Source organism: Actinomadura roseirufa (assembly GCF_900659635.1).
GTDB lineage: Bacteria > Actinomycetota > Actinomycetes > Streptosporangiales > Streptosporangiaceae > Spirillospora > Spirillospora roseirufa.
Window position 1 is genome coordinate 1 of the sequence record NZ_CAACVB010000114.1, and the last position, 25597, is coordinate 25597.

Here is a 25597-nt window from a genome sequence, read left to right on the forward strand (position 1 = left end):
CGTCGTGCCGCCGGTCGTGCCGCCCCGGTCGCCCGCGGCGCCGGAGGCCGCCCGGCCGTCCCATGAGCAGGCGCCGCAGGTCCAGTCCCCGCAACCCGCGTCCGCGCAGGTCCAGCCGCCACAGGTCCAGCCGCCACAGGTCCAGCCGGCGTCGGCCGTGTCGTCCTCGGGACGGCATCGCGCGGGCTCGGCGCCCGTTCCGGCGCGGTCGCAGGAGGCCGTGCCGGTGGTGCGCACGGTGCCGCAGCGGGTGCTGGCCCCGGCCCCGCCCGCGCCGCCCCGGCGGCGGGGGCTGACCGTCAACCGGTCGGGCGGGCGGAGGTTCCCGCCGATCCTGCTGATCGGGATGGCGGCGCTGCTGGTGGCGGCCGTGGTGATCGGGGTGCGGCAGGTCGGCGGCGGGGGCTGCGGCGGGCGGCTGACGCTGAACGTGGCGGCCGATCCGGCGGTGGCGCCCGCGATGACGGCGCTCGCCCGCCGCTACAACGGCGAGGACCACGAGGTCGGCGGGCGGTGCGCCGAGATCACGACGAACACGCTGCCGTCGGCGGCGATGGCGATGGCCCTGGGCGGGGACCGCTCGGCCGCGCAGGCGCGCTCGGACGCCTACGTCCTGGACTCCTCACTCTGGCTGGAGATCGCGGGCCGGACCGCGGAGCGGACCGAGACGGCGCTGCCGAGGCCGGTCGGGTCGGTGGCGAGTTCCCCGATCCTGCTGGCGCGGGCGAAGAGCGCCTCGGCGGAGGCGTCGTCGTGGGGCGGCCTGGCACCCGGCCGGGCGACGTCCCTGCGGTTCCTCGCGCCCGAGCAGAACGCCGCCGGGATGATCGCGCTGCTCATGGCGAGGCAGGCCGCGGGGACGGGGGACAAGGCGCTGGCCGGGTTCACCGGGATCCTGCAGTCCGCCGAGACCGACGGGGCCGTGGTGGCGGATCCGGCGGCGGCGTTCGACGGGCTCGTCCGCTTCGGCGGCGGGAGCACGCCCGTGCTGGCGGCCTCGGAGCAGGCCGTCTGGCGGCACGCGAACGCGGGCGGCGTCCCGGTGGTGGCGGTGCCGCCGTCGGACGGCACGCTGAGCCTGGACTTCCCGATGATCGTCGCGCCCGGCCGGAAGGCGGAGATCGCGAGCGGATTCATGAAGCTGCTCGAATCGCCCGCGGGCACGGCGGAGCTGACGAGGTCGGGGCTGCGCCCGGCGGACGGGAAGGCGGCGCCCGCGCTGTCGGCGGTGACGGGCGTGGGCCCGGCCGCGGCCTCGCCGCCGCCGAAGCCGGGCTCGGTCGTCGAGGTCCTGGAGATGTGGCGGCGCATGCGGCTCGGGACCCGCATGCTCACCGTGATCGACGTCTCCGGGTCGATGCTCGAGAAGGTCCAGGGGTCCAAGCAGACGCGGATGGAGGTCACGGCGGGCGAGGTGGAGAAGGGCATGTCGCTCCTGCCGGACGCGGCGGACGCGGGCCTGTGGGCGTTCTCCACGGGCATGGACGGCCCGCGCCCGTACAAGGAACTGGTGCCGCTGGGACGGCTCGGCGCGACGGAGGGGTCGCTCACCCACCGCGCCGCGATGCAGGCCGCGCTGAGGCGGATGCGCGCCAAGCCCGACGGCGACACCGGGCTGTACGACTCGGTCCTCGCCGCGTACCAGCGGGTCAAGGCGGGCTACCGGGACGACATGATCAACGTCGCGCTGGTGCTGACCGACGGCCGCAACGACTTCAAGGGCGGCCTGAGCGAGCAGGATCTGCTGGCCCGGCTGCGGACGGAGTACGACGCCGCGCGGCCGGTGCAGGTCGTCGGGATCGCGTTCGGACCGGACGTGGACCTCGGCGCGCTGCAGCGGATCGCCAAGGCGACCGGCGGCGCGGCCTACCAGATCCAGGACCCCGGGCAGATCCACGCGCTGTTCCAGCAGCAGGCGGCGCTGAAGATCTGCGACGACCCGCGCCGCTGCCCGGCGGGCTGAGCCGCCCGGCGGGCCGAGCCCGTGCCCGGGGGCGACCCCGGGCACGGATCAGGCGCACGGGTTCCGGCGGCCCGCCCCGACCCCGCCGGCGATCCTGTCGAGGGCGGGCGGCGCGAGGCGGGCGCCCTTCGCGCCGAGGACGAGGCGGACGCCGCCGGCGGGGACGCCGCCGTCGGCGGACAGCAGCGCGTCCGGGACGGCCCTGGCCAGCGCGGACGCCTGCGCCTCGGCGGACGGGGCGTAGCCGATGCGGCTGTCGGGGGTGGCGGCGGCCCGGTCCACCCCGGCGGCGACGTCGAAGCCGCGGCGGCGCAGCTGCCGGACGATCCGGGCGACGAGCGCGTCGTCCGCGCCCGCGTCGACCACGGTCACCTTGACGTCGCCGGGGCTGGGGAGCCGCTGACCGGGCCCGCGCGGCGCGGGCGGCGCGGCGGGCAGGTCGTCGTCGTGCCGGATGGCCTCGAAGAGCGGCCTGGCCTGTCCCATGTTCCACTGGACCCGGTTGGGGTCGGGCGCGTAGGACTCGACGGGCACCGTCACGAACCGCACCTGACCGGCGTTGATGCCCTTGAGGCCGTCGGCGAGCCGTTTCATCGTCGGCAGGTCGAGCTCGTCGTCGGTGGTGACGGACTTCGTGGCGGCCTTCAGGAAGCCGTAGGTCTTGACCGGGTCGGTGAGCATCGAGCCGCCGGTGGCCTTGTCGACGACCGCGGCCATGAACCGCTGCTGCCGTTCGATGCGCTCGAGGTCGGACCCGTCACCGAGCGAGTAGCGGGCCCGGACGTAGCCGAGGGCCTCCTCGCCCTTGACGGTCCGCCTCCCGGCCGGCAGGTGCAGTTCGGCGCGCGGGTCGTCGACGGGCCGGTCGAGGCAGATCTCCACGCCGCCGAGCGCGTCCACCATGCGCTTGAAACCGGAGAAGTCCACCTGGACGAAGTGGTCGATGTGGATGCCGGTGAGCGACTCCAGCGTCTTCCACGTGCACGTCGGCCCGGCGTAGGCGAACGCGGAGTTGAGCATGCCGAACTGCGCCGGGACCTTCCCGCCCTTGTCCTTCTCGCATTCGGGGATCTTCACCATGGAGTCGCGGGGGAAGCTGACGCCGACGGCCTGGTCCCGGTTGGGGGACAGGTGCAGCACGATCGCGGTGTCCGACCGGGCCCCCGTCATCCCGGCGGCCGCGCCGTACCGCGCGTTGTCGCCCGCGCGGGTGTCCGAGCCCAGCAGCAGGACGTTGAGGCTCTTGTTCAGCTTCCTCGGGCGGTCCGTGCCGAGCTGCCCGCCGACGTGCTCCTGCTCGATCCCGCCGACGAGGTCGTGGTAGAGCCAGGCGGCCCCGGAGGCGCCGAGGAGAACGACCGCGCCGGCCGCGAGGGCCCCGCGCCGCAGGAACGTCCGCCTGCGGCTTCTCTCCTTGCGCCGCCTTCCCCGCCCGGCGCCGCCGCCCGCCGGGGCGTCCTCGGCGGCGGTGCCGTCCTGCGCGGGCTCCTCCTTCGCGGGCTCGTCCTGGGCGGAGTCGTCGTCCTGCCCGGTCGCCTCGTCGGCGGCGGCGTCCGTGGAGGGCTCCTCCGCCGGTTTCACTGCGGGTTCCTGTGCGGCGTCCTGGCGGCCGGCGTCGGCGTCGCTCATCCGGTTCCGTCTCGGGCGGGCCCGTTCAGGGCGGGTGATCTGGGTGATTCGTCATCTTACGGGCGGGTGCCGACGAGGGTCTGGGTGCCGACGACGGCGAGCAGGGCGAGCCGCTCGGCGTCCTCGGTGCCGGGAGCGGCCGTGTAGAGCATGATGCGCAGGTCGCCGCCCGCCACGCCGAGCACGTCGCAGTCCAGCGTGATCGGGCCGACCTGGGGGTGGTCGACGGTCTTGCGGTCGGCCTCGTGCCGGCCCACGACGCCCTCGTCCCACAGCTCGGCGAACCGGTCGCTGGCCGTGCGCAGCTGCGCGACCAGGCGCCGCACCCGCCGGTCGTCCGGGTACCGGCCGGCGGTGGCGCGCAGGTCGGCGACCAGCGCGGCCTGGAAGGCGCGCCGGGCCTGCGGGGCGTGCCGGACGCGGCCGCCCACGCCGGTGAAGTTGCGCCACGCGGCGTTGCGCTCGTTGCCCCGCCAGCCGGACGGGTCGCCCATCAGCGCCGCGTACAGCGGGTTGGCGATGAGCAGGGTCCAGGCGGCGTCGAAGACGCCGACGGGGGTGCCGGCGAGCCGGTCCAGCATCCGCTGGACGCTCGGGGTGATGAAGGCGGGCACGGTGCCCGGTCCGGGCGGGACGAGGCCGGCCAGCTGGAACAGGTGGGCGCGCTCGTCCGCCGACAGCCGCAGCCCGCGGGCCAGGGCCTCCACGACCTGCGCGGACGGGTGGGCGGCCCGGCCCTGTTCGAGGCGGGTGACGTAGTCGGCGGAGATCCCGGCGAGCAGCGCCAGTTCCTCGCGGCGCAGCCCGGCCGCCCGCCGGTGCCCGCCCGCGGGCAGGCCCGCCACGTCGGGCGGGACCCGGTCCCGCCAGCGCCGTACCGCCCGCCCGAACTCCGTCGCCGCCATTCCCCCAGTGAACACCGCCCGCCGGGCCCGTGCCTGGCACCGCTGGTCCCAGGATGAGACGACGGATGGTTGAGCGGGCCGCGGCGGCGGAGCCTGGAGCCATGACGACGACATTGATCACCGGGGCGAACAAGGGCCTGGGCCACGAGACCGCCCGCCGGCTCGTGGCGGCCGGGCACACCGTGTACGTGGGCAGCCGGGACGCCGGGCGGGGCCGGCGGGCGGCCGAGCGGCTGGGGGCGCGGCCGCTCGTCCTCGACGTGACCGACGACGCCTCCGTGGCGGCCGCGGTCCGGGCCGTCGAGGAGGACGGCGGCGGGCTGGACGTGCTGGTCAACAACGCGGGCGTGGAGGGGGACCCGGCCGGGGCCGCGGACGTGACGGCCGACCTGTTCCGGGAGATCTTCGAGACCAACGTCTTCGGCGTGGTGCGCGTGACGCACGCGTTCCTGCCGCTGCTGCGGCGTTCGAAGACCCCGGTCGTGGTGAACGTGAGCAGCGCCCTGGCGTCCAAGACCCTGGTCGGCGCCCCTGACACGAGCATGTACGCCTACCCGGGCGTCGCCTACCCGGCCTCCAAGGCGGCGGTCAACATGATCACCGTGCAGTTCGCCAAGGCGTTCCCGGAGATGCGGGTCAACGCGGTGGAGCCGGGGTTCACGGCGACGGACCTCAACGGGCACCGGGGCACACAGACCGTCGAGCGGGGCGCGGAGATCATCGTCCGGATGGCGCAGGTCCGTCCCGACGGCCCCACGGGCGGCTACTTCGACATCCACGGTTTCCTGCCCTGGTAAGGCGCGCGGGCGGGCCGCGCGGGCCCGCCGAGGGGCCGGACCCCTGCGGTCCGGCCCCATTTTCGCGCGCACGGCCGCCGTACCTCGTCGCGCGGTGTGTCCGGGCGGGACGGCGGCGCCGGGCCCGCCCGGTGGTCATGCCCCTTGGCACTTGTCTCGATTCCGCTGAGCCATAACGACTGGTTATGGGAACCGGGCGCTGCGCGAGCCCGATTTCGGGGCTAAAGTCTGTGGTCAGGGTCACATGCGGGTCTGGCTGTTATGTATGTCACAGTGCCGCGCGGGTGGCGTAGGGTCGCTTCGCTGGAAGCGCACACGAGGCGTCACCGCCCGCATGCGGCAGGGCCTCAGGCCGAGGCGCGACGGCCGCATGGGTGCGCTCGGACCGTGGTACGGGGACACGACGACCCGAGCTCAGGAGAGCGATCGATGAGCACTGTGGAGGCGCCGGCCAAATCGCGCGCCCAGATCAAGGAACGTACGCTCCGCAAGGACAACTGGCGCCTGTACCCCATCACCACGTTCGTGATCTTCACGGCGTGGGTGGTGTACGCGACCGTCCGGGCGTTCTGGGGCGCGGCCTTCTACGTTCCGCAATACCACTACCTGACGCCGTTCTACTCCCCGTGCCTGAACGAGATCTGCGACAACGTCACGGTGGACGGGCACACGGGCGACGCGGCCGAGTTCGGGACCTTCCTCCCGGCGGGCACCAGGGGCTGGATCCCGTTCGCGGCGATCTCGCTGCCGTTCCTGTTGCTGTTCCGGCTGACCTGCTACTACTACCGCAAGGCGTACTACCGGTCGTTCTGGGCCTCGCCCTCGGCGTGCGCGGTGCGCGAGCCGCACGCCAAGTACACCGGCGAGCGGCGGTTCCCGCTGATCGGGCAGAACCTGCACCGGTACTTCTGGATGGCCGCGTTCCTCATCTCCCTCGTCAACACCTGGGACGCGGTGCGCGCCTTCCACGGCAAGGACGGCGGGTTCGGCATCGGGCTCGGCACCGTCATCCTGGTCGCCAACGTGGTGCTGCTCTGGCTGTACACCCTGTCGTGCCACTCGTGCCGGCACATCGTCGGCGGACGGCTGAAGAACTTCTCCAAGCACCCCGTCCGGTACCGGATGTGGGGCTGGGTGTCCAAGATCAACCAACGGCACGGCACGTACGCGCTCATCACCCTGGGCTCGCTGGTGGCGGCCGACCTGTACGTCGCGCTGGTGGCCGGCGGCACCATCTCCGACCTGCGCATCGTCAACTGAGGTCAAGGATCATGACTGAGATCGAGAGGCACGCCTACGACGTCGTGGTGATCGGCGCCGGCGGCGCCGGGCTGCGGGCGGCGATCGAGGCCCGCCTCCAGGGCAAGAAGACGGCGATCATCTCCAAGTCGCTGCTCGGCAAGGCCCACACCGTGATGGCCGAGGGCGGCGCCGCCGCGGCGATGGGGAACGTCAACCCCAACGACAACTGGCAGGTGCACTTCCGCGACACCATGCGCGGCGGCAAGTTCCTCAACAACTGGCGGATGGCGGAGCTGCACGCCAAGGAGGCGCCGGACCGGGTCTGGGAGCTGGAGCACTGGGGCGCGCTGTTCGACCGCACCAAGGACGGCAAGATCAGTCAGCGCAACTTCGGCGGGCACGAGTACCCCCGGCTCGCGCACGTCGGCGACCGGACCGGCCTGGAGCTGATCCGCACCGCCCAGCAGAAGATCGTCGCGCTGCAGCAGGAGGACCACCGCGAGCACGGCGACTACGACGCCCGCCTGAAGGTGTGGGCCGAGACGACCGTGACGCGGCTGCTGAAGGACGGCGACCGGATCTGCGGCGCGTTCGGCTACGTCCGCGAGACCGGGAAGTTCGTGGTGTTCGAGGCGCCCGCGGTGGTGCTGGCGACGGGCGGCATCGGCAAGGCGTTCAAGGTCACGTCCAACTCCTGGGAGTACACCGGCGACGGCCACTCGCTGGCCCTGCTGGCGGGCGCGACGCTGCTGAACATGGAGTTCGTGCAGTTCCACCCCACCGGCATGGTCTGGCCGCCCTCGGTCAAGGGCATCCTCGTGACCGAGTCGGTGCGCGGCGACCGCGGCGTCCTCAAGAACTCCGACGGCAAGCGGTTCATGTTCGAGTACATCCCCGAGGTGTTCAAGTCCCAGTACGCGACCTCCGAGGAGGAGGGCGACCGCTGGTACGACGATCCCGACAACAACAGGCGTCCCCCGGAGCTGCTGCCGCGCGACGAGGTGGCCCGCGCGATCAACTCCGAGGTGAAGGCCGGGCGCGGGTCGCCGCACGGCGGGGTGTTCCTCACCGTCGTCGACCGCATGCCGGGCGGCGCCGAGGAGATCAAGCGGCGGCTGCCGGCGATGCACCACCAGTTCAAGGAGCTGGCCGACGTCGACATCACCCGGGAGGCGATGGAGGTCGGGCCGACCTGCCACTACGTCATGGGCGGCGTGGAGGTCGACCCCGACACCGGCGCGGCGCTCGTCCCGGGGCTGTTCGCGGCCGGTGAGTGCTCGGGCGGCATGCACGGCTCGAACCGGCTCGGCGGCAACTCGCTGACCGACCTGCTGGTGTTCGGGCGGCGCGCGGGGCTCGGCGCGGCCGAGTACGTCGACGGGCTCGCCGGGCGGCCCGCGGTGCCGGCCGCGGAGGTCGAGGCGGCGGCGGCCGAGGCGCTCGCCCCGTTCGAGCGCGAGGGCGGCGAGAACCCCTACGCCGTGCACGCCGAGCTCCAGCAGACGATGAACGAGCTCGTCGGCATCATCCGCAAGGAAGAGGAGCTGGAGCGGGCGCTGGAGGCGCTCGACAAGCTGCGCGAGCGCGTCGCGGGCGTCAGCGTGGAGCCCGTCGCGGTGAACGACGGCCGCGGCTACCACCCGGGCTGGCACCTCGCGCTCGACCTGCGCAACATGCTGATCGTGTCCGAGGCGATCGCCAAGGCGGCGCTGGAGCGGCAGGAGAGCCGCGGCGGTCACACCCGCGACGACCACCCCGGCATGTCCGCGGAGTGGCGCAAGGTCAACCTCGTGTGCCGGCTCGGCGGCGACCCGTCCTCCCCGCGGGTCGAGCTGCGGCGCCAGCCGATGGAGCCCATGCGGGACGACCTGATCGGGCTCTTCGAGACCGACGAGCTGAAGAAGTACCTCACCGCGGAGGAACTGCCCGCCGGCGTGGCCGGAGACGGCGCCGCCGGGGACGGGGCGGCCGAGGAGAAGCAGGAGGGCGACCGATGAGCTACGAGGCCACGTTCCGGGTCTGGCGCGGCGACGACGGCGAGGGCGAGCTCAAGGACTACGCCGTCGAGGTGAACGAGGGCGAGGTCGTCCTCGACATCATCCACCGGCTGCAGGCCACGCAGGCGCCCGACCTCGCCGTCCGGTGGAACTGCAAGGCGGGCAAGTGCGGGTCGTGCTCCGCGGAGGTCAACGGCGTCCCGCGGCTGATGTGCATGACCCGGATGTCGACGTTCGAGCCGGAGGAGACCATCACGGTCACCCCCGTCCGGACCTTCCCGGTCATCCGCGACCTCGTCACCGACGTGTCGTTCAACTACGAGAAGGCGCGGCAGATCCCGTCGTTCGACCCGGGCGACGTTCAGCCCGGCGAGTTCCGCATGCAGCAGGAGGACGTCGAGCGCTCGCAGGAGTTCCGCAAGTGCATCGAGTGCTTCCTGTGCAACAACGTCTGCCACGTCATCCGTGACCACGAGGAGAACAAGCCCGACTTCGCCGGGCCGCGCTTCCTCATGCGGATCGCGGAGCTGGAGATGCACCCGGCGGACGCCTCGGACCGGCGGGAGATCGCGCAGCAGGACCACGGCCTCGGCTTCTGCAACATCACCAAGTGCTGTACCGAGGTCTGCCCCGAGCACATCAAGATCACTGACAACGCGCTGATCCCGATGAAGGAGCGGGTCGTCGGCCGCCGGTACGACCCGGTGGTGTGGCTCGGCACCAAGCTCGGCATCGTCAAGAAGGGACAGGACACCCCGTCCGCCTGACCGTGGAACGACGGCGGGCGGCGTGCCCCCGGACCGCCGCCCGCCGTACCGCCGTTCCCCTAGAACGCCGTGGCCGCTGGGCGGCCTTCCGGCCGCGCACGCCGCGACCACCCTCGCGCACGCGCGACCGGTCGAACAGGGAGAAGTGCACACAACGCGTGATGTATTCGTGATTCTTCTCCTTGTGCCACTCGGAACCCCGTTCCCCCTAGCGTGGTCCCCATGACCGCCCTCGAACCGGGATCCTTCCTCGCCGAGCTCACCCCCCTGGAACGCGACGACCTGGAGGCACGCGGACGCGTCCGGTCCTTCGAACGGGGGGAGACGCTGTTCACCGAAGGGGAACAGCCCGGCTGGGTCGCCGTCCTGCTGAAGGGCCGGGTGAAGGCGTTCTCCTACCGTGAGCAGGGCGGAGAGGCGCTCCTCGCGGTGCGCGGGCCGGGGGCGCTGCTCGGCGAGGTCGCGGCGATCGACGGCCTGCCCCGCTCCGCGACGGTCGCCGCGCTGGAGCCCGCGCAGGCGCTGGCGGTGACGGCCGAGGAGTTCATGGCGTTCCTCCAGGCGCACGGCCGCGTGTCCATCCTCATCATGCGGATGCTGTGCCAGCGCTGGCGCGACGCCGACCGCAAGCGCGTCGAGTTCGGCATGTTCGACGCGACCGGGCGGGTCGCGCAGCGGCTGGTCGAGCTGGCCGAGCGGTTCGGCGTCCCCTACGAGCGCCGCGGGGGCGGCGAGGACGCCGGGCAGAGCGTCCGCATCACGCTCAACCTGTCGCAGGAGGAGCTGGCCGGGTGGGTCGGCGCGTCCCGCGAGGCGGTCAGCAAGGCGCTGCGCACGCTGCGCCGGCACGGCTGGATCGAGACGGGACGGCGGCGCGTGATCGTCCACGATCTCGCGGCGCTCCGCCGCCACGCGAGATAGCCCACCGCCCAGGGACGGGCCCCGCGATGGGCCTCGGCGGCGGCCCGGTGCGCGGGCCGGGCTCTGAGGTGGGCGGACGGGTGGGCGGCTGCGAAAGCGCGCGAGCACGACCCGTACTCTGTGCAGGATGCAGTTGCAGCAGCTCGCCTACTTCGTCGCGGTCGCCGAGGTGCGCCACTTCACCCAGGCCGCCGAGCTCCTGCGCGTCGCGCAGCCGTCGCTGTCCAAGCAGATCCGCGCCCTGGAGACCGAGCTGAACGTCTCGCTGTTCAGCCGCGCCCGGGGCAACATCACGCTGACGCCCGCGGGCGAGGCGCTGCTGCCGCTGGCCAAGCGGATCCTCGCCGATGTGGACACGGCCCGGCTGGAGGTCCAGGAGCTGGCGGGGCTGCGGCGCGGGCGGGTGCGCCTCGGCGCGACGCCGTCGCTGTGCGCGGGGCTGCTGGGGGACGTGCTGCGCCGCTTCCACGACGCCTACCCGGGCATCCAGCTCATGGTCGAGGAGGGCGGCTCGCGCGATCTCGTCCGGGAGCTGACCCGCGGGTCCCTGGACCTGGCGCTGGTGATCCTTCCCCTTCACGGGGACCCGCCGCTGGACACCACCCCGATACTGCGCGAGTACCTGGTGGTGGCCTCCCCGGCGGGCTCCTCGCCGAGCGCCCCGGACCGCCCGGCGAGGACCGCCCCCATGCCCCGCCGCTCGTACCTGCGGATCCAGGACCTGCGCAACCGCCCGCTCGTGATGTTCCGTCCCGGCTATGACCTGCGGGAGGCGACCATCAGCGCGTGCAGGACCGCCGGGTTCGAGCCCAAGTTCGCGGTGGAGGGCGGCGAGATGGACGCCGTCCTGCGCTTCGTGGAGGCGGGCCTCGGCATCGCGGTCGTCCCCAGCATGGTGCTCGCGGGACGTCCCGGCCTGCGCGGGACGCCGCTCGTCCTGGGGGACAAGGACAAGCTGGACGAGCCGCCGCGCCGGGGCCACCATGGTCCCGGCCTGCTCAGGACGATCGCGCTGGCCCACCGCAAGGACGTGGACCTCACCCATGCCGCCCGCGCCTTCCAGGACACTCTGGAGACGTTCCTCGTCGAGGCGGGGCTGGCGGGGAGCCTTCCCGCGGGCGTGGAGAACCTCGTCCACTGAGCGGGCTCGCGGCGAGGCCGGTACGGCGAGAGGAGACGGGCGGCATGGGTGCCGAAGTGCGCACGCCCCGGAGCAGATGGATCGAGGAGGGCCTGCGCGAGCTCGCCGCGAACGGCCCGGACGCCGTCCGCGTGGAGGCGCTGGCGAAGTCGCTCGGGGTCACCAAGGGCGGCTTCTACGGCCACTTCGCCGACCGGAGGGCGCTGCTGGCGGAGATGCTCGACACCTGGGAGCGGGAGAGCACGCACGACCTGCTGGAGCGCGTCGAGAGGGCGGGCGGCGACACCCCGGCCCGGATGCGGCTGGCGAGCACGCTGGCGACCGACGACCGGCTGCTGGGGATCGACCTCGCGGTCCGCGACTGGGCGCGGCGGGACCCCGGCGTCGCCGACCGGCTGCGGCGCGTCGACAACCGGCGGATGGAGTTCCTGCGCACCCTCTTCCGCGAGCTGCACACCGACGAGGACGAGGTCGAGGCGCGCTGCGTGCTCGCGTTCTCGCTGGTGATCGGCAATCACTTCCTGGCCGCCGACCACGGCGGGCGCAGCCGCGAGGAGGTGTTCCAGCGGGCGGCCAGGCTGATCAGGTGACCGCCCGCCCTCACGCCCCGGACGGTTCGAGCCGCCGCGCCGGCGCCGCCGGGGCCCGCCCGATGGACATCGACATCCCCGCCGCGAAAAGGCACAGTACCCCGGCGCCCCACCAGGCGAGGGTGTACGACCCGAGGGCGGTGCGCAGCACCCCCGCGGTGGTGGCGGCCGCCGCCGCGCCGAGCTGGTGCGCGGTGAACACCCACCCGAACACGATCGTGCCCGCGGACGGCCCGAACACCTCGCGCGTCAGCGCGATCGTGGGCGGGACCGTCGCGACCCAGTCCAGCCCGTAGAAGATGACGAACACCAGCATGCTCGGGTGCGGCGAGTCGGCGAACAGCACCGGCAGGACGAGCAGCGACAGCCCCCGCAGCGCGTAGTACCAGGCGAGCAGGACGCGGCTGTCGAGCCGGTCGGTGAACCAGCCGGACGCCACCGTCCCGACGATGTCGAAGACGCCGACGAGCGCCAGCAGTCCCGCCGCCGTCGTCTCCGGCATGCCGTGGTCGTGGGCGGCGGGGATGAAGTGGGTGCCGACCAGCCCGTTCGTGGAGGCGCCGCAGATGAAGAAGCCTCCGGCCAGCAGCCAGAACGCCTTCGTCCGCCACGCGCCTGACAGGGCCCGCAGCGCCGTCCGGGCCGCGTCGCCCGTCCTGGGCGGCTCGGGTTCGGGGGCCGCCGCGCCGTAGGGCAGGAGCCCCACGTCCGCCGGGCGCTCGCGCAGGACCAGCACGACCAGCGGCACCACGACCAGCGCGGCGGCGGCCACGGTCAGCGCCGCCGGCCGCCAGCCGTGCTCGCCGGCGAGCCACGCCAGCAGCGGCAGGAACACGAGCTGCCCGGCGGCGCCGCCCGCGGTGAGGACGCCGACGACCAGGCCCCGGTGCCGGTGGAACCAGCGGTTCACGACGGTCGCGGCGAACACCATCGCCATGGATCCGGTGCCGAGCCCGACGAGCACGCCCCAGCACAGGACGAGCTGCCAGCTCGCCGACATGAACACGGTCAGCCCGCTGCCGGCCGCCACCAGCGTCAGCGCGGCGGCGGTGACGGGACGGACGCCGAACCGGTCCATCAGCGCCGCGGCGAACGGCGCGGTCAGCCCGTACAGGACGAGGTTCACCGACACGGCCGCCGACGTCGTCGCGCGGGACCAGCCGAACTCGTCCTGGAGCGGGACCATGAGCACGCCGGGCGTCGACCGGAACCCGGCCGCGCCGACGAGGGCCACGAACGCGACCGCCGCCACGGGCCAGGCGCGATGAACACGAGAAATCCTCAGCACCCGGTCACTCTGCGGCACGGCCGCCGGTCCGCGATAGCGGCTGGATCGCCACTCTTCGCAAGATTTCGGCCATCTGGGGTGCGGGTGGGGGACCGAGAGGGATCGGGCGGACCGGCACGAGGCGGATCGCGGCGGCGTTCCCGGTGATCTAGGCCCGTTCACGTTGTACGGTTCCTACGACGGGACCGGCAGGGGAGGTGGGCGCGTGAACGGCCATGCCCCCCGGCGTCAGCGCCTCCTGGTCCTCCTGGCGGGATTCTTCGGCCTCGCCGTCACCTCGACGCTGTCGATCGTCCCGGGCACCGGTGTCGCGGAGGTCATCCGCGCGGGCGCGGCCGCCGCCGCGAACAGCGCGGGCAACCGGGAGCCCGCCGCCAAGGCGGCGCTCAACCGGGACCGCCGGACCGCCGCCACCTGGAACCGCCTCACCTCGGTGGACGCCGCGTACCTCTGGTACAGGCACGCCCAGTGGACGTCCACCCACGACACCCACGCTTCGACCGTTCACGGCCAGGTCGCCGTCCTGCATCTGGACGCCGTCACGCCGGGCGCCGCCGTCCAGCGCACCGGGGTCACGCCCGAGCGCTCGGTGGTGCCGCGCTCCGTCCACCTCGCCGTCGCCCTGGGGCGAGGGCCTCCCTCCAGCACGGGTTCCTGACGCTTCGAAGTCATTGGCCGCGGTGTCCTGCGGACGTCGCGGCGTACCCGTACGGAGGCTTGTCATCAACCGCATCGCCCTGCGGCGAGCGTTCTGCGCGCTCGCCCGATCACCCCTGCCCGTGTTCCGGCCCGTGTTGAGGCCCGCGCTGAGGCCCGTGTTGAGGTCCGCGCTCCGGGACGCGCGGTGCTGACCGCGTTCGGGCGCGTCCTGCGCACCCCCGATCTCCGCGGCAAACTGTTGTTCACGCTTCTGATCGTCGTGGTGTTCCGCCTCGGCCAGAACCTCCCGGTCCCGAACGTGGACGTGTCGGCGCTCAAGAAGACCGCCGACGCCGCGAAGAAGGACCAGCTCTACGGGCTGCTCGACCTGTTCAGCGGCGGCGCGCTGCTGAAACTGTCGGTCTTCGCGCTCGGCATCTACCCCTACATCACCGCGAGCATCATCCTGCAACTGCTCTCGGTCGTGATCCCGCGGCTGGAGGCGCTCAAGAAGGAAGGCCAGCCGGGATCCACCAAGATCACGCAGTACACCCGGTACCTGACGGTCGGCCTGGCGGTCCTCCAGGCCGCCAGCCTCGTCGCGATGGCGTCCAGCGGACGGCTGTTCCAGTCCAGTGGCAGGATCCTTCACGACGACGGGATGTTCCCCATCGTCACGATGGTGATCTGCATGGTCGCGGGGACGGCCGTCACCATGTGGCTGGGCGAGCTGGTCACCGAACGCGGCGTCGGCAACGGCATGTCGATCCTCATCTTCACCCAGGTCGTCGCCGTCTTCCCCGGCCAGCTCTGGGGCATCTACAAGGCCAAGCACGGCTTCGTCTTCACGCTGGTCGTGCTCGTCGGCCTGGCCATCATGGCCGGGGTCGTGTTCGTTGAGCAGGCCCAGCGCCGCATCCCCGTCCAGTACGCCAAGCGCATGGTCGGCCGCCGCATGTACGGCGGGACGTCCACCTACATCCCGCTGAAGGTCAACCAGGCGGGCATCATCCCGGTCATCTTCGCCTCGTCCCTGCTGTACATACCGGTACTCGCCACGCAACTCTTCCCGGACGCGCAGTGGTTGCAGAGGGCGCAGCCCTACCTCCAGCAGTCGAGCCCCTGGCACATGGCCGCGTTCTTCGTGCTCATCGTCTTCTTCACGTACTTCTACGTGGCCATCACGTTCAACCCCACGGAGGTCTCCGACAACATGAGGAAGTACAGCGGTTTCGTCCCGGGCATCCGCCCGGGACGTCCGACCGCCGAGTACCTGGACCATGTCCTGACCCGCATCACCACGCCGGGTGCCGCGTATCTGGGCCTCGTCGCCCTCGTTCCCATGGTCGCCTTGGCGCTGCTCGGCGTCGGTGACGACTTCCCCTTTGGCGGGACGAGCATCCTCATTGCCGTCGGCGTCGGCCTCGACACCGTGAAACAGATCGAAAGCCAGCTCCAGCAACGCAACTACGAGGGTTTCCTCAGCTGAACCGGTGCGGCGTGCCGGGATTCCCGGCACGCCGCCCGATCCCGGCGGGCCCGCCTCAGCCGATCTGCTCGGCCAGGGCGACGATGATGCCGGAGGGCCCGCGGAGATAGCAGAGCCGGAGAATGCTCTCGTATTGCGCGACCTCGCCGAGGAGTTCGGCGCCGTGACCGCGCAGGCGCGCGACGGTGTCGTCGATGTCGTCCACGGCGAACATGACGCGGTGCAGGCCCAGCGTGTTGGGCGGCGGGTTCGCGGGCTCAGGGGCGGACGCCGCCGGGGCGTGGTACGTGGTGAGCTCCAGCTTGCCGTGGCCGTCCGGGGTCCGCATCATCGCGATCTCGCTTCGGAGACCGTCCAGTCCGACGACGCGCTCCGCCCAGAGACCCTCGATCTGCCCCCTGCCCTCCAGTTCCATGCCGAGCTCGGTGAAGAACGCGATGGCCGCATCGAGGTCCTCGACGACGATGGCGACGTTGTCCATCCGCTGAATGGTCATGCCCCCTGAGCATAGGGAACACGGTGAACCGCCGATTCACGCTCGCGACGCCACGGCGCCGTCCGTCCTCTGCCGGCCGGCCCGCGAGAACGGGTTCCGGCGGAGCCGTTAACGGGGGTCGTTCTTGGCCATCTGCGCGTCGCGGAGGGCCGCGTGCATGGTCCAGGGGGCCTGCGGGAGGGCGTGACCGGTCTCCAGGAGCGACTTGAGGTTGGCCAGCACCGCGGGCCAGCCGGTGGAGATGGCCTCGTAGTCGGCCTGGGTCGCCAGGTTCTCGTGGGTGACGGTGAGCCGGACGATCTCCTCGTAGGGCTCGATGTCGAAGGTGACCTGGGACGGCTCGCCGAAGGTCAGCACCAGCCGCTTGGGCGGCGCGGCCTCCAGGACCGTTCCGGTGACGTCGACGACGCCCGAACCGTCCGTGCGGCGGTGTTCCCAGGCGGAACCGGCCTGCCAGTCCGAGATGTTGGCGTGTCCCCAGTACTCGGCGGTGAGGTCGGCATCGGTCAGGGCGTGCCAGACCTTCTCCGGCGTGCTCTGGATGTAGGTGACGTACACGAAGGTCGGCCGGTCGGTCATGTCGTGCTCCTCTGCTCGTCTCTTGAGCGCGCTCAGCGTCCGGAGCCGGGGGCGCTCGAACTTGTCGATCCACCGTTCCTGGATCTCGTGGAGCGGGACGGGATTGAGGTAGTGGAACTTCTCTCGTCCCCGCCGGACCGTGCTGATCAGGTTGGCGGCCTCCAGGAGGGCCACGTGCTGGCTGACCGACTGGCGGGCCATGTCGACGTGCTCGCACAGCTCGCCCAGCGTCTGGCCGTTGCGCTCGTGGAGCCTGTCCAGAAGATGCCGGCGGGTCGGGTCGGCCAGCGCCTTGAAGACCGCGTCCGTCTCTGCTGCCACACCCTCATTATGCAGGTATTTACCTGCCTATTGTCAACGCCGGGGCCTCTCCGGTGCTCGGAGGTCTAGAGCGGAACGGGGGACAGGGATTGCAGGTGGGCCTGGACGGTCTTCGCCTGCGGGCTCTGGAGCGTCTCGAACAGGGCCAGGGAGGTGAGCCAGGAGTCGCGGGCGGAGGACGACCGGCCCAGCCGGACGTACGCCCTGCCCAGGTTGTACAGGGTCTCGGCCTGGCCCGCGGGCTCGCCGAGGTCGCCGAAGACGGCGACGGCGTGGCGGTAGCGGGCGATGGCGGGGTGGATCTGGTCGAGGCCGTGGTGGGCGTAGCCCAGGCCGAGAAGGGCCCAGGCCGTGGCGCGGCGCTCGGTGGCGGGCGCGGTGTCGCGGGCCTGCTGGAAGCAGTCGAGCGCCGCGGTGAACTGGCGCAGGCCGGCGTGGGCGTAGCCGAGGGCGCACAGGGCGTACGCGGTCTTGCCGTCGTCACCCGCGCGGGCGGCGGTCAGGGCGCCGTGGACGGCGTCGATGACATCGGCCCAGGGTCTGCGGGGGAAACAGAACGTCCAGAGGGCTAAGGGGAGGCAGGAGAAGATGTCGTCCTCGTCCTCGCCGGACGGCGGGAGACTCCCGGTGGAGATCTGGCCCAGAGTCAGGGAGCCGAGCAGGGCGCGCGTGCGGTCGGGGGGTTCCGGCAGCCGGATCCAGCCCTGGGTCCGGGTCTCCTTGACCGTGACCGGGACGCGGCGGTAGGTGTCCGGGTCGCACAGCGGGCTCTGCCAGACGACCTCCCGGTAGAACCAGTCGGACGCGATGAGGGCGAGCGACCCGGACGCGCCGCGCAGCGCCCGCCTCAGCGGGGCCGAGTCCAGCAGGCGGAACGCGGTGTTGATCGCGCTGCCCACGACGCCGTGCGCGTCCTGGTGGACCTCGCCCGCGTGGACGGCGAGCCGCAGCCTGATGCGGGCGCCGGGGTCCGCCCGCTCGTTGTGCCGGTCGAGGTGCGCGGCGAGCTGGCCGGGCAGCAGGCACGCGAGCCGCTCCTTCGGCACGGTGGGCGGGACGAGGATCAGCGCGCCGTCGCCCCGGTCCTCGTGGTAGCAGGACGCCCACGGCGCTCCGGAGGCGTCGAACGCCCCGCGGAGCGCCGCGTAGAGGCCGTCCCGGACGGTGATCCGGTCCCAGTCGGTGCGTTCCAGGTCGCCGTAGCCCTGCACGTCGGCGCACACGATGGCCTGGTGGAGGGCGGGTGCCGGAATGACCCGATTCAAGTGCATCTGTCCATGCAGATGCACGCCCTTATGCACGTGCATGGCGGACAGGATATTGCATGATCTCGATTCGCCTAGGGCGTTGGCAGCAGATCCGCCAGCAGCCGGCGGCGCGGGCCGTCGTCTTGGGTGAGATGCCAGGGGCAGGCGACGTCGAGCGCGGCGACGCGTCCGGTTGCCAGCAGCCGCCGGACGGTGGCGGTCACCGTCTCGGCCGTCGGGCCGTCCGAGACGGGGAAGCGCAGGCCGGGCAGCTCGGCACGGTCGACGACGTCCACGTCCACGTGCAGGACGAACGGCCCCTCGGGCGCGGCGGCGTCGGCCACGGACGCCCGCCGGATCCCCGCCGTGGCCAGGTAGGCGGCCTCGGCCGGGTCGAGGTCGCGGGCGTCGACGAGGAGGGCGCGCTCCTCCGGGAGCGGGCGCAGCCCGAGCCGGGCCGTGAGCAGCTCGGGGTGGTCGCCGACGATCTGCCGCAGCGGCATGCCGCCGAGGTAGCCGGACGTGGAGGTCTCGGGGGTGTGCACGTCCCCGTGGGCGTCGATCCACACGATCGAGGCGTCCACGCCCGCCCGCTGCACGCCCGCGAGGACGGCGTGGGACACCAGGCAGTCGCCCGACACGACCGTGGGCACCCCGCCCGCGCCGATCTGCGCCGCGACCTCGTCGGCGACCGGCTCGTACAGCGCCGCCAGGCGGGTCCAGATGTCACCCTCGGGAAAGTCGCGGGTGATCGTGACGACGTCCGCCGACGGGAGGGGGAAGCTCGCGTCGGGCAGCCGTTCGTCTTGGTGGTAGGGCACAAGAGTGATCGTCATGCCCCCATTGTGGGTGGTGCGGCCGAGTGCGGGCGTAGCACGGAACGCGAAAGCCCCGCACCGGCAGGACCGGGCGGGGCTTTCACAGGGCTAAGAGCCCGCCTGACAGGGGACTTCAGCCGTCACGCGAGCGCGCGACCTGACCGGCGGGGCAATGCCGGAGGCGAGCCCCGCCGGGAAGATCGCGAAGCGATTCGCGCTTGCACAAGAACGGTCACGGAGTGAGCGCCAGCGAGCGAAGTGGGCCGGGCTTGCAATCAACACAGCGCGCTCGCACAAGAACGGTCACGGAGCGAGCGCCAGCGAGCGAAGTGGGCCGGGATTGAATTAAGCTCGCTTCTTGCCGCCCGCGGTCGCCTTGAGGTAGTCGTGGTTCAGGCGGCCGATCACATCGAGGGGGATGCCCTTCGGGCACGCGACGGTGCACTCGCCGGTGTTGGTGCAGCCGCCGAAGCCCTCCTCGTCGTGGGTGTCGAGCATGGACACGACGCGGTCCCAGCGTTCGGGCTGGCCCTGCGGCATGAGGCCGAGGTGGGTGACCTTGGCGCCGAGGAACAGCGCGGCCGAGCCGTTCGGGCAGGCGGCGACGCAGGCGCCGCAGCCGATGCACTCGGCGGCCTCGAAGGCCCGGTCGGCGTCCGGCTTCGGGACGGGCGTGGAGTGCGCCTCGGGGGCGGTGCCGGTCGGCGCGGAGATGAAGCCGCCGGACTGGACGATCCGGTCGAACGCGGAGCGGTCGACGACCAGGTCCTTGACGACCGGGAACGCCTTGGCCCGCCACGGCTCGACGTCGATGACCTCGCCGTCCTTGAACTTGCGCATGTGGAGCTGGCACGTGGTGGTGGCGCGCTCCGGGCCGTGCGGCGTGCCGTTGATCACCAGCGAGCACATGCCGCAGATGCCCTCGCGGCAGTCGTGGTCGAAGGCGATCGGCTCGCCGCCGTCGGCGATCAGCTTCTCGTTGAGGACGTCCAGCATCTCCAGGAACGAGGCGTCGGGGGAGATGTCGTCGAGCTTGTACTCGACCATCGCGCCCTTGTCCTGGGGGCCGCTCTGGCGCCAGACGCGCAGTGTGAGCTTCATTACTTGTACGACCTCTGAGTGGGCTTGACGTAATCGAACTCGAGGTCCTCCTTGTGGAGGACGGGCTGCTCGCCCTCCCCGGACCATTCCCAGGCGGCGACGTAGGCGAAGTTGTCGTCGTCGCGCTTGGCCTCGCCGTCCTCGTCCTGGCTCTCGGCGCGGAAGTGGCCGCCGCAGGACTCCGCGCGGTGCAGCGCGTCGATGACCATCAGCTCGCCCAGCTCCAGGAAGTCGGCGACGCGGCCGGCCTTCTCCAGCTGCTGGTTGAGCTCCTCGCCCTTGCCGGTGACCTTGACCCGCTCCCAGAACTCGGCGCGCAGCGCGGGGATCAGCTCCAGCGCCTTGCGCAGGCCCTGCTCGGTGCGCTCCATGCCGCAGTACTCCCACATGATGTGGCCGAGCTCGCGGTGGAAGGAGTCGACGGAGCGGTCGCCGTCGATGGACAGGAGCTTGTCGATCTGGCCCTTGACGCGCTCCTCGGCGGCGACGACGGCGGTGGGGTCGACCGGGCCGAGGTCGTTGCGGGCGATGTAGTCGCCGATGGTGTTCGGCAGGACGAAGTAGCCGTCCGCCAGGCCCTGCATCAGCGCGGACGCGCCGAGCCGGTTGGCGCCGTGGTCGGAGAAGTTCGCCTCGCCGATGACGAACAGGCCCGGGATGGAGGACTGGAGGTCGTAGTCCACCCACAGGCCGCCCATGGTGTAGTGCACGGCGGGGTAGATGCGCATGGGCGTCTCGTACGGGTTCTCGCCCGTGATCCGCTCGTACATCTCGAAGAGGTTGCCGTACTTGGCCTCGACGGTCTTGCGGCCGAGGCGGGCGATCGCGTCGGCGAAGTCGAGGTAGACGCCGAGGCCGCCGGGGCCGACGCCGCGGCCCTCGTCGCAGACGTTCTTCGCGGCCCGGGAGGCGATGTCGCGGGGGACGAGGTTGCCGAAGGACGGGTAGATGCGCTCCAGGTAGTAGTCGCGCTCGTCCTCGGGGATGTCGACGGGGCGGCGCTCGTCGCCGGTCTTCGTCGGCACCCACACCCGGCCGTCGTTGCGCAGGGACTCCGACATCAGCGTCAGCTTGGACTGGTGGTCGCCGCTGACCGGGATGCAGGTCGGGTGGATCTGGGTGTAGCAGGGGTTGGCGAACAGGGCGCCGTGCCGGTGCGCCCGCCAGGACGCGGTGACGTTCGAGCCCATCGCGTTGGTGGACAGGAAGTACACGTTGCCGTAGCCGCCGGACGCCAGCACCACCGCGTCGGCGGTGTAGTGCTTGACGTCGCCGTTGATCAGGTCGCGGACGACGACGCCGCGGGCCCGGCCGTCCTCCATGATCAGGTCGAGCATCTCGTGCCGCGCGTACAGCTCGACGTTGCCGGCCTCGACCTGCCGCATGAGCGCCTGGTAGGCGCCGAGCAGCAGCTGCTGGCCCGTCTGACCGCGGGCGTAGAAGGTGCGCGAGACCTGGGTGCCGCCGAAGGAGCGGTTGTCGAGCAGGCCGCCGTACTCGCGGGCGAACGGGACGCCCTGCGCGACGCACTGGTCGATGATCTGGGTGGAGATCTCGGCGAGCCGGTGGACGTTGGACTCGCGGGAGCGGAAGTCGCCGCCCTTGACCGTGTCGTAGAACAGCCGGTGCACGCTGTCGCCGTCGTTGCGGTAGTTCTTGGCGGCGTTGATCCCGCCCTGCGCGGCGATCGAGTGGGCGCGGCGCGGGCTGTCCTGGAAGCAGAACTGCTGGACGTGGTAGCCGGCCTCGCCGAGGGTGGCGCCGGCCGAGCCGCCCGCGAGCCCGGTGCCGATGATGATGATCTTCTTCTTGCGCTTGTTCGCCGGGTTGACGAGCTTGGCCTCGAACTTGCGGGTCGTCCAGCGGTCCTCGATCGGCCCGGCGGGGGCCTTGGCGTCGGCGACGGGCTCGCCGGACTTGTAGAAGCTGTCGCTCATGTTCAGCTCACCCAACCGAAGGTGATGGAGAGGGGGACGGAGATGAAGCCGAGGGTCACCACGGCGGCGACGGCCCCGGCCAGGCCGCGCAGGGCGCGGTGGCTGCGGGGCGTGCGCAGGCCCAGCGTCTGGAAGGCGCTCCAGATGCCGTGGTTGAGGTGCAGGCCGACGAGGAGCAGCGCGACGACGTACCAGACGGTGATGTACCAGCGGGACGGGTCGAAGTCGGAGACCATCCGCTCGTACGGCGTGGCGTCGGAGTTCTTGGGGTTCACCACGAAGAAGGTGAGGTCCAGCAGGTGCCAGACGATGTACAGGGCGATGATGACGCCGCCGTAGCGCATGGTGTGGACGGCATAGCCCTGCGCGTGCGACTTCTTCTTCGACTGGTACTTCACCGGGCGCGCGTGGGAGGCGCGCTTGCCGAGCGACACCGCGGACCACATGTGCAGCACCACCGAGAGGCCGAGCACGACCTCGATCAGCGTCAGGACGGTGCGGTGCGGCACCGCGGGCTCACCGATCGTCCGCAGCCAGTGCGCGTAGTGGTTGAAGTCCTCCTCGCCCAGGAAGATCTTCAGGTTCCCGATCATGTGCGCGACCAGGTACAGCACGAGGACGCCGCCGGTCACGGCCATGACGGCCTTCTTGCCGACGGTCGATCGGTAGATCGCAGGTATCGCTATAGCCACACCGCGCACGGTACGACTGCCTGGGGAAAGAGTTCCAAGTCATGGGGGAACTCGTTCCGATAGCCGCAGGCTATGAGCAATGCAGCGGGGCCCCTTCGGGCCGTCGCCCCGTCCGTCCGAGGTGGCCGACCTCACAGACGGTCCGGGAACTCATCCGCCGGGTGACGCAGATGACATTGACGGGCGTCCGGTCAGGCGGCCGCGACCTGCCGGGACAGCAGCAGGACGGCGAGGTCGTCGGTCAGCGAGTCGCCGTTGAGCCGCTCGACCTCGGTGACCAGCTCGTCGATGAGCGAGCGGCCGGCCGCGCCCTTGGCGCGGGCGGCCCGCGCGAGCCGGACCAGGCCCTCGGTGCCCAGGCGCGCGGAGCCGTCGCCGACGCGTCCCTCGATCAGGCCGTCGGTGTAGAGCATGAGGCCCCACGACTCGCCGAGGTCGATCTCGGTGGTCGGCCACTCCGCACCGGGGACCAGCCCGAGCGCCGGGCCGTGCGCGTACTCGGGCAGCGCGGCGACGGACGGGCCGTCGCCGGGCCGGTCGCGGAACAGCAGCGGGGCCGGGTGCCCGGCCAGGTGCATCCGGGCGGTCCGCCGGGACGGCGCGATCGTGATCATGCACAGGGTGGTGAAGATCTCCTCGCTGCGCCGCTCGTGCCCGAGGACGCTGTCGAGGGTGCCGAGCAGCTGCTCGCCGGTGTGGCCGGCGAGGACCAGGGTGCGCCAGGCCATCCGGAGCTGGACGCCGAGGGCCGCCTCGTCCGGGCCGTGCCCGCACACGTCGCCGATCATCAGGTGCACCGCGCCGCCCTCGGTCTGCACGGTGTCGTAGAAGTCGCCGCCGAGCAGCGCCCGGCGGCGGCCGGGCCGGTACCGGGTGTGGTGGCGCAGCGAGGGGTCGTCGATGAGCGGAACGGGCAGCAGCCCGCGTTCGAGCCGGGCGTTCTCCCGGCCGAGGATGCGCGCCTCCACCAGCCGCCGCTCGGTCTCCTCGGCGCGCTTGCGCTCGATGGAGTAGCGGATGGCGCGGGCCAGCAGCGGCCCGTCGACCTCCTGCTTGACGAGGTAGTCCTCGGCGCCGGCGGCGACGGCGCGGACGCCGAGGTGCGCGTCGTCCAGGCCGGTCAGCACGACGACGGCGGCGGCGCCGGACATCGACAGCACGTGCCGCAGCCCTTCCAGCCGGTCGATGCCGGGGGTGGACAGGTCCACGAGGATGCACTGGGTGCGGCGGGTCAGCCGGCGGCGTGCGGTCGTGAGGTCGGCGGCGACGGTGATGCGGATGTCCAGGCCGTTGTCGGCCAGCATCTTCTCGACCATGAGGATGTCGGTGGGGTCGTCGTCGATGAGGAGCAGGTCGACCCTGTCCTCTGCCCCTGGCGCGAGGGTATGCGTCTGGTGACTGATGGTGCTCACTGGGCTTCCGGAAGTCGGGGCTGGCGACGGCACAGGCAACGGCCGGACCGTTCCGGTTTATTCCTGCGGACGCGCAGGACGGGGCGGACCGGGCCGCGCCGGGGCAGCGGCATCGGCCTAGCCGCCAGGGTCCCGGCTCAAGGAGCGGTGAGGCTTCGCTCCGTACGGTCCGACCTTAGCGCCTCCGCTCGCCCCGACGCACCCCCCTGGTCATGCTCCGGGTGGCGTTCCGGACAGACCGGAAGGGGGTCGACCGGCGCCCTGACCAACCCCAGCAAGGACGGAAAAATCGTTCGATCTCCGGACTCCCTGCCGCCTATCGTCGTCCGGTGAAATCGTTGCCGGTCAAAGATCCGGGCAGCCCGGACGGCCGGTCGCCCGCCCGGTACCTGCTGTGGCTGCTGCGCGTCCAGTGGCGCAGCGCGAGCGCGGGCGCCGCCGTCGGCGTGGCCTGGATGCTCTGCCAGGCCCTCACGCCCGCCGTGGTCGGCCGGGCCGTCGACGCGGGCGTCGCGGCGAAGGACGAGGCGGCCCTGCTCACCTGGTCGGCCGTCCTGCTCGGCCTCGGCGTGGCGCAGGCCGCCGCGGGCGTCCTGCGGCACCGGCTCGCGGTGTTCAACTGGCTGGCGGCGGCGTACCGGACGATCCAGGTCGTCACCCGGCAGGCGACCCGGCTCGGCGGGACGCTGCCGAAGCGGCTGAGCGCGGGCGAGGTGGTGAGCGTCGGCATCTCCGACGTCGCGCATCTCGGCGACGTGCTCGACATCGTGGTGCGCGGCACCGGCGCCGTCGTCGCGATCGTGGTGGTGGCCGCGATCCTGCTGGCGACCTCGCCGCCGCTCGGCCTCATCGTCCTGGTGGGCGTCCCGCTGATCCTGGCGGCCGCGGCGCCGCTGCTGCGTCCCTACCGCGAGCGCGAGCAGGCCCACCGCGAGCTGGTCGGCGAGCTGAACACCCACGCCACCGACCTCGTGGCGGGCCTGCGGGTGCTGCGCGGGATCGGCGGCGAGCGGCTGTTCGCGGCCCGCTACCGGGCCGACTCGCAGCGGGTCCGCGCCGCCGGGGTCGCGGTGGCCCGCGCGGAGTCGCGGCTGAGCGGCGCCGAGGTGCTGCTGCCGGGTCTGCTGATCGCCCTGGTGACCTGGGCCGGCGCCCGGTTCGCCGCGGACGGGCGGATCAGCGTCGGCGAGCTGGTCGCCTTCTACGGCTACGCGGTGTTCCTGATCACGCCGCTGAAGACGCTCGGCGAGGCCGCCGGCAAGATCACCAAGGGCCTGGTGGCGGCGGGCCGGGTGGTCCGGATGCTGAAGATCGAGCCGGAGATGCCGGCCACCGGGACGGCCCGTCCGGCGCCGGGCGGGGACCTGGTCGACGTGGAGTCCGGGCTGGTGGTCCGGCCGGGCCGGGTCACCGCCGTCGCGGCGGCCGACCCGCGCGACGCGCAGGCGATCGCCGACCGGCTCGGCCGGTACGCGCCCGGCGAGGTGGGCTTCGGCGGCGTCCCGCTGCGGACCGTCGCGGACGTGCGGGAACGGATCCTCGTGGCGGTGAACGAGATCGGAAGAGCGTCGTGTAGGGGAAAGAGTGTAGATCTCGGTGGTCGCCGTATCATTAAAAAAAAAAACA

At 72.2% G+C, this 25597-nt stretch carries 22 protein-coding genes; 11 read left to right on the forward strand and 11 right to left on the reverse strand.

Features of this window, described 5'->3' with window-relative positions; genetic code table 11:
- Positions 1–1963 (forward strand): substrate-binding domain-containing protein (locus E1291_RS23055; RefSeq protein WP_131740060.1); only part of this gene is annotated, 1963 nt, incomplete at its 5' end.
- 48 nt (positions 1964–2011) lie between these two features.
- Here E1291_RS23055 and E1291_RS23060 read toward each other — a convergent pair.
- The gene (locus tag E1291_RS23060) at positions 2012–3592 is read right to left on the reverse strand and encodes an LCP family protein (RefSeq protein WP_131740061.1); all 1581 of its coding nucleotides are present in this window, start codon (positions 3590–3592) and stop codon (positions 2012–2014) included.
- Positions 3593–3648: 56 nt separating this feature from the next.
- On the reverse strand, positions 3649–4497 hold the full coding sequence (locus tag E1291_RS23065) for a helix-turn-helix transcriptional regulator (RefSeq protein WP_131740062.1): 849 nt from the start codon (positions 4495–4497) through the stop codon (positions 3649–3651).
- A gap of 101 nt (positions 4498–4598) precedes the next feature.
- On the opposite strand from E1291_RS23065, the gene E1291_RS23070 reads away from it, so the two are divergent.
- The 7 genes from E1291_RS23070 to E1291_RS23100 all read left to right on the forward strand — a co-directional run bounded on the left by E1291_RS23070 (position 4599) and on the right by E1291_RS23100 (position 11952).
- Entirely contained in the window at positions 4599–5294 is a 696-nt protein-coding gene (locus tag E1291_RS23070) for an SDR family NAD(P)-dependent oxidoreductase (RefSeq protein WP_131740063.1), read from the forward strand.
- 429 nt (positions 5295–5723) lie between these two features.
- The gene (sdhC, locus tag E1291_RS23075; protein WP_131740064.1) at positions 5724–6554 is read left to right on the forward strand and encodes a succinate dehydrogenase subunit SdhC; all 831 of its coding nucleotides are present in this window, start codon (positions 5724–5726) and stop codon (positions 6552–6554) included.
- 11 nt (positions 6555–6565) lie between these two features.
- On the forward strand, positions 6566–8533 hold the full coding sequence (locus E1291_RS23080; RefSeq protein WP_131740065.1) for a fumarate reductase/succinate dehydrogenase flavoprotein subunit: 1968 nt from the start codon (positions 6566–6568) through the stop codon (positions 8531–8533).
- Positions 8530–9300 (forward strand): succinate dehydrogenase/fumarate reductase iron-sulfur subunit, encoded by a 771-nt coding sequence (locus tag E1291_RS23085; RefSeq protein ID WP_131740066.1) that lies wholly within the window; start codon positions 8530–8532, stop codon positions 9298–9300. Before E1291_RS23080 ends, E1291_RS23085 begins: the two co-directional genes overlap by 4 nt.
- Positions 9301–9522: 222 nt before the next feature.
- Positions 9523–10221: a Crp/Fnr family transcriptional regulator gene (locus E1291_RS23090; protein WP_131740067.1), complete on the forward strand. Its 699-nt coding sequence runs from the start codon at positions 9523–9525 to the stop codon at positions 10219–10221.
- Positions 10222–10348: 127 nt separating this feature from the next.
- A complete protein-coding gene (locus E1291_RS23095; protein ID WP_131740068.1) occupies positions 10349–11362 on the forward strand; it encodes a LysR family transcriptional regulator in 1014 nt (337 codons plus the stop codon).
- 44 nt (positions 11363–11406) lie between these two features.
- Positions 11407–11952, forward strand: a complete 546-nt coding sequence (locus E1291_RS23100) for a TetR/AcrR family transcriptional regulator (RefSeq protein WP_131740069.1) — start codon at positions 11407–11409, stop codon at positions 11950–11952.
- Positions 11953–11962: 10 nt separating this feature from the next.
- On the opposite strand, the gene E1291_RS23105 is transcribed toward E1291_RS23100, so the two are convergent.
- A complete protein-coding gene (locus tag E1291_RS23105; protein ID WP_207400886.1) occupies positions 11963–13231 on the reverse strand; it encodes an MFS transporter in 1269 nt (422 codons plus the stop codon).
- A gap of 214 nt (positions 13232–13445) precedes the next feature.
- Between E1291_RS23105 and E1291_RS23110 the strand changes: the two genes are divergently transcribed.
- Both E1291_RS23110 and secY read left to right on the forward strand, forming a co-directional pair.
- Entirely contained in the window at positions 13446–13898 is a 453-nt protein-coding gene (locus E1291_RS23110) for a hypothetical protein (RefSeq protein WP_131740070.1), read from the forward strand.
- 186 nt (positions 13899–14084) lie between these two features.
- Positions 14085–15368 (forward strand): preprotein translocase subunit SecY, encoded by a 1284-nt coding sequence (secY, locus tag E1291_RS23115; RefSeq protein ID WP_131740071.1) that lies wholly within the window; start codon positions 14085–14087, stop codon positions 15366–15368.
- 55 nt (positions 15369–15423) lie between these two features.
- Here secY and E1291_RS23120 read toward each other — a convergent pair whose 3' ends face one another.
- The 8 genes from E1291_RS23120 to E1291_RS23155 all read right to left on the reverse strand — a co-directional run bounded on the left by E1291_RS23120 (position 15424) and on the right by E1291_RS23155 (position 23971).
- Positions 15424–15849, reverse strand: a complete 426-nt coding sequence (locus E1291_RS23120) for a VOC family protein (protein ID WP_207400887.1) — start codon at positions 15847–15849, stop codon at positions 15424–15426.
- Positions 15850–15972: 123 nt separating this feature from the next.
- The gene (locus E1291_RS23125; RefSeq protein ID WP_131740073.1) at positions 15973–16764 is read right to left on the reverse strand and encodes an ArsR/SmtB family transcription factor; all 792 of its coding nucleotides are present in this window, start codon (positions 16762–16764) and stop codon (positions 15973–15975) included.
- 65 nt (positions 16765–16829) lie between these two features.
- On the reverse strand, positions 16830–18071 hold the full coding sequence (locus E1291_RS23130; RefSeq protein WP_131740074.1) for a tetratricopeptide repeat protein: 1242 nt from the start codon (positions 18069–18071) through the stop codon (positions 16830–16832).
- Positions 18072–18103: 32 nt separating this feature from the next.
- On the reverse strand, positions 18104–18847 hold the full coding sequence (locus E1291_RS23135) for an arginase family protein (protein ID WP_242614320.1): 744 nt from the start codon (positions 18845–18847) through the stop codon (positions 18104–18106).
- 327 nt (positions 18848–19174) lie between these two features.
- Complete coding sequence (locus E1291_RS23140) at positions 19175–19930, reverse strand: succinate dehydrogenase/fumarate reductase iron-sulfur subunit (protein ID WP_131740075.1); 756 nt, start codon at positions 19928–19930, stop codon at positions 19175–19177.
- On the reverse strand, positions 19930–21867 hold the full coding sequence (locus E1291_RS23145; RefSeq protein ID WP_131740076.1) for a fumarate reductase/succinate dehydrogenase flavoprotein subunit: 1938 nt from the start codon (positions 21865–21867) through the stop codon (positions 19930–19932). Before E1291_RS23145 ends, E1291_RS23140 begins: the two co-directional genes overlap by 1 nt.
- Positions 21868–21869: 2 nt before the next feature.
- Complete coding sequence (locus tag E1291_RS23150; protein WP_131740077.1) at positions 21870–22559, reverse strand: succinate dehydrogenase cytochrome b subunit; 690 nt, start codon at positions 22557–22559, stop codon at positions 21870–21872.
- Positions 22560–22750: 191 nt separating this feature from the next.
- Entirely contained in the window at positions 22751–23971 is a 1221-nt protein-coding gene (locus tag E1291_RS23155; RefSeq protein WP_242614321.1) for a PP2C family protein-serine/threonine phosphatase, read from the reverse strand.
- A 329-nt stretch (positions 23972–24300) separates the two neighbouring features.
- Here E1291_RS23155 and E1291_RS45385 point away from each other — a divergent pair.
- Positions 24301–25597 (forward strand): ABC transporter transmembrane domain-containing protein (locus tag E1291_RS45385; RefSeq protein WP_242614322.1); only part of this gene is annotated, 1297 nt, incomplete at its 3' end.

Bases quoted from the DNA above. Each gene is read 5' to 3' on its own strand.
- E1291_RS23060 (WP_131740061.1), bottom strand. From the start codon at position 3,592: ATGAGCGACGCCGACGCCGGCCGCCAGGACGCCGCACAGGAACCCGCA.
- E1291_RS23065 (WP_131740062.1), bottom strand. From the start codon at position 4,497: ATGGCGGCGACGGAGTTCGGGCGGGCGGTACGGCGCTGGCGGGACCGG.
- E1291_RS23070 (WP_131740063.1), top strand. From the start codon at position 4,599: ATGACGACGACATTGATCACCGGGGCGAACAAGGGCCTGGGCCACGAG.
- sdhC (WP_131740064.1), top strand. From the start codon at position 5,724: ATGAGCACTGTGGAGGCGCCGGCCAAATCGCGCGCCCAGATCAAGGAA.
- E1291_RS23080 (WP_131740065.1), top strand. From the start codon at position 6,566: ATGACTGAGATCGAGAGGCACGCCTACGACGTCGTGGTGATCGGCGCC.
- E1291_RS23085 (WP_131740066.1), top strand. From the start codon at position 8,530: ATGAGCTACGAGGCCACGTTCCGGGTCTGGCGCGGCGACGACGGCGAG.
- E1291_RS23090 (WP_131740067.1), top strand. From the start codon at position 9,523: ATGACCGCCCTCGAACCGGGATCCTTCCTCGCCGAGCTCACCCCCCTG.
- E1291_RS23095 (WP_131740068.1), top strand. From the start codon at position 10,349: ATGCAGTTGCAGCAGCTCGCCTACTTCGTCGCGGTCGCCGAGGTGCGC.
- E1291_RS23100 (WP_131740069.1), top strand. From the start codon at position 11,407: ATGGGTGCCGAAGTGCGCACGCCCCGGAGCAGATGGATCGAGGAGGGC.
- E1291_RS23120 (WP_207400887.1), bottom strand. From the start codon at position 15,849: ATGGACAACGTCGCCATCGTCGTCGAGGACCTCGATGCGGCCATCGCG.
- E1291_RS23130 (WP_131740074.1), bottom strand. From the start codon at position 18,071: ATGCACGTGCATAAGGGCGTGCATCTGCATGGACAGATGCACTTGAAT.
- E1291_RS23135 (WP_242614320.1), bottom strand. From the start codon at position 18,847: ATGACGATCACTCTTGTGCCCTACCACCAAGACGAACGGCTGCCCGAC.
- E1291_RS23140 (WP_131740075.1), bottom strand. From the start codon at position 19,930: ATGAAGCTCACACTGCGCGTCTGGCGCCAGAGCGGCCCCCAGGACAAG.
- E1291_RS23145 (WP_131740076.1), bottom strand. From the start codon at position 21,867: ATGAGCGACAGCTTCTACAAGTCCGGCGAGCCCGTCGCCGACGCCAAG.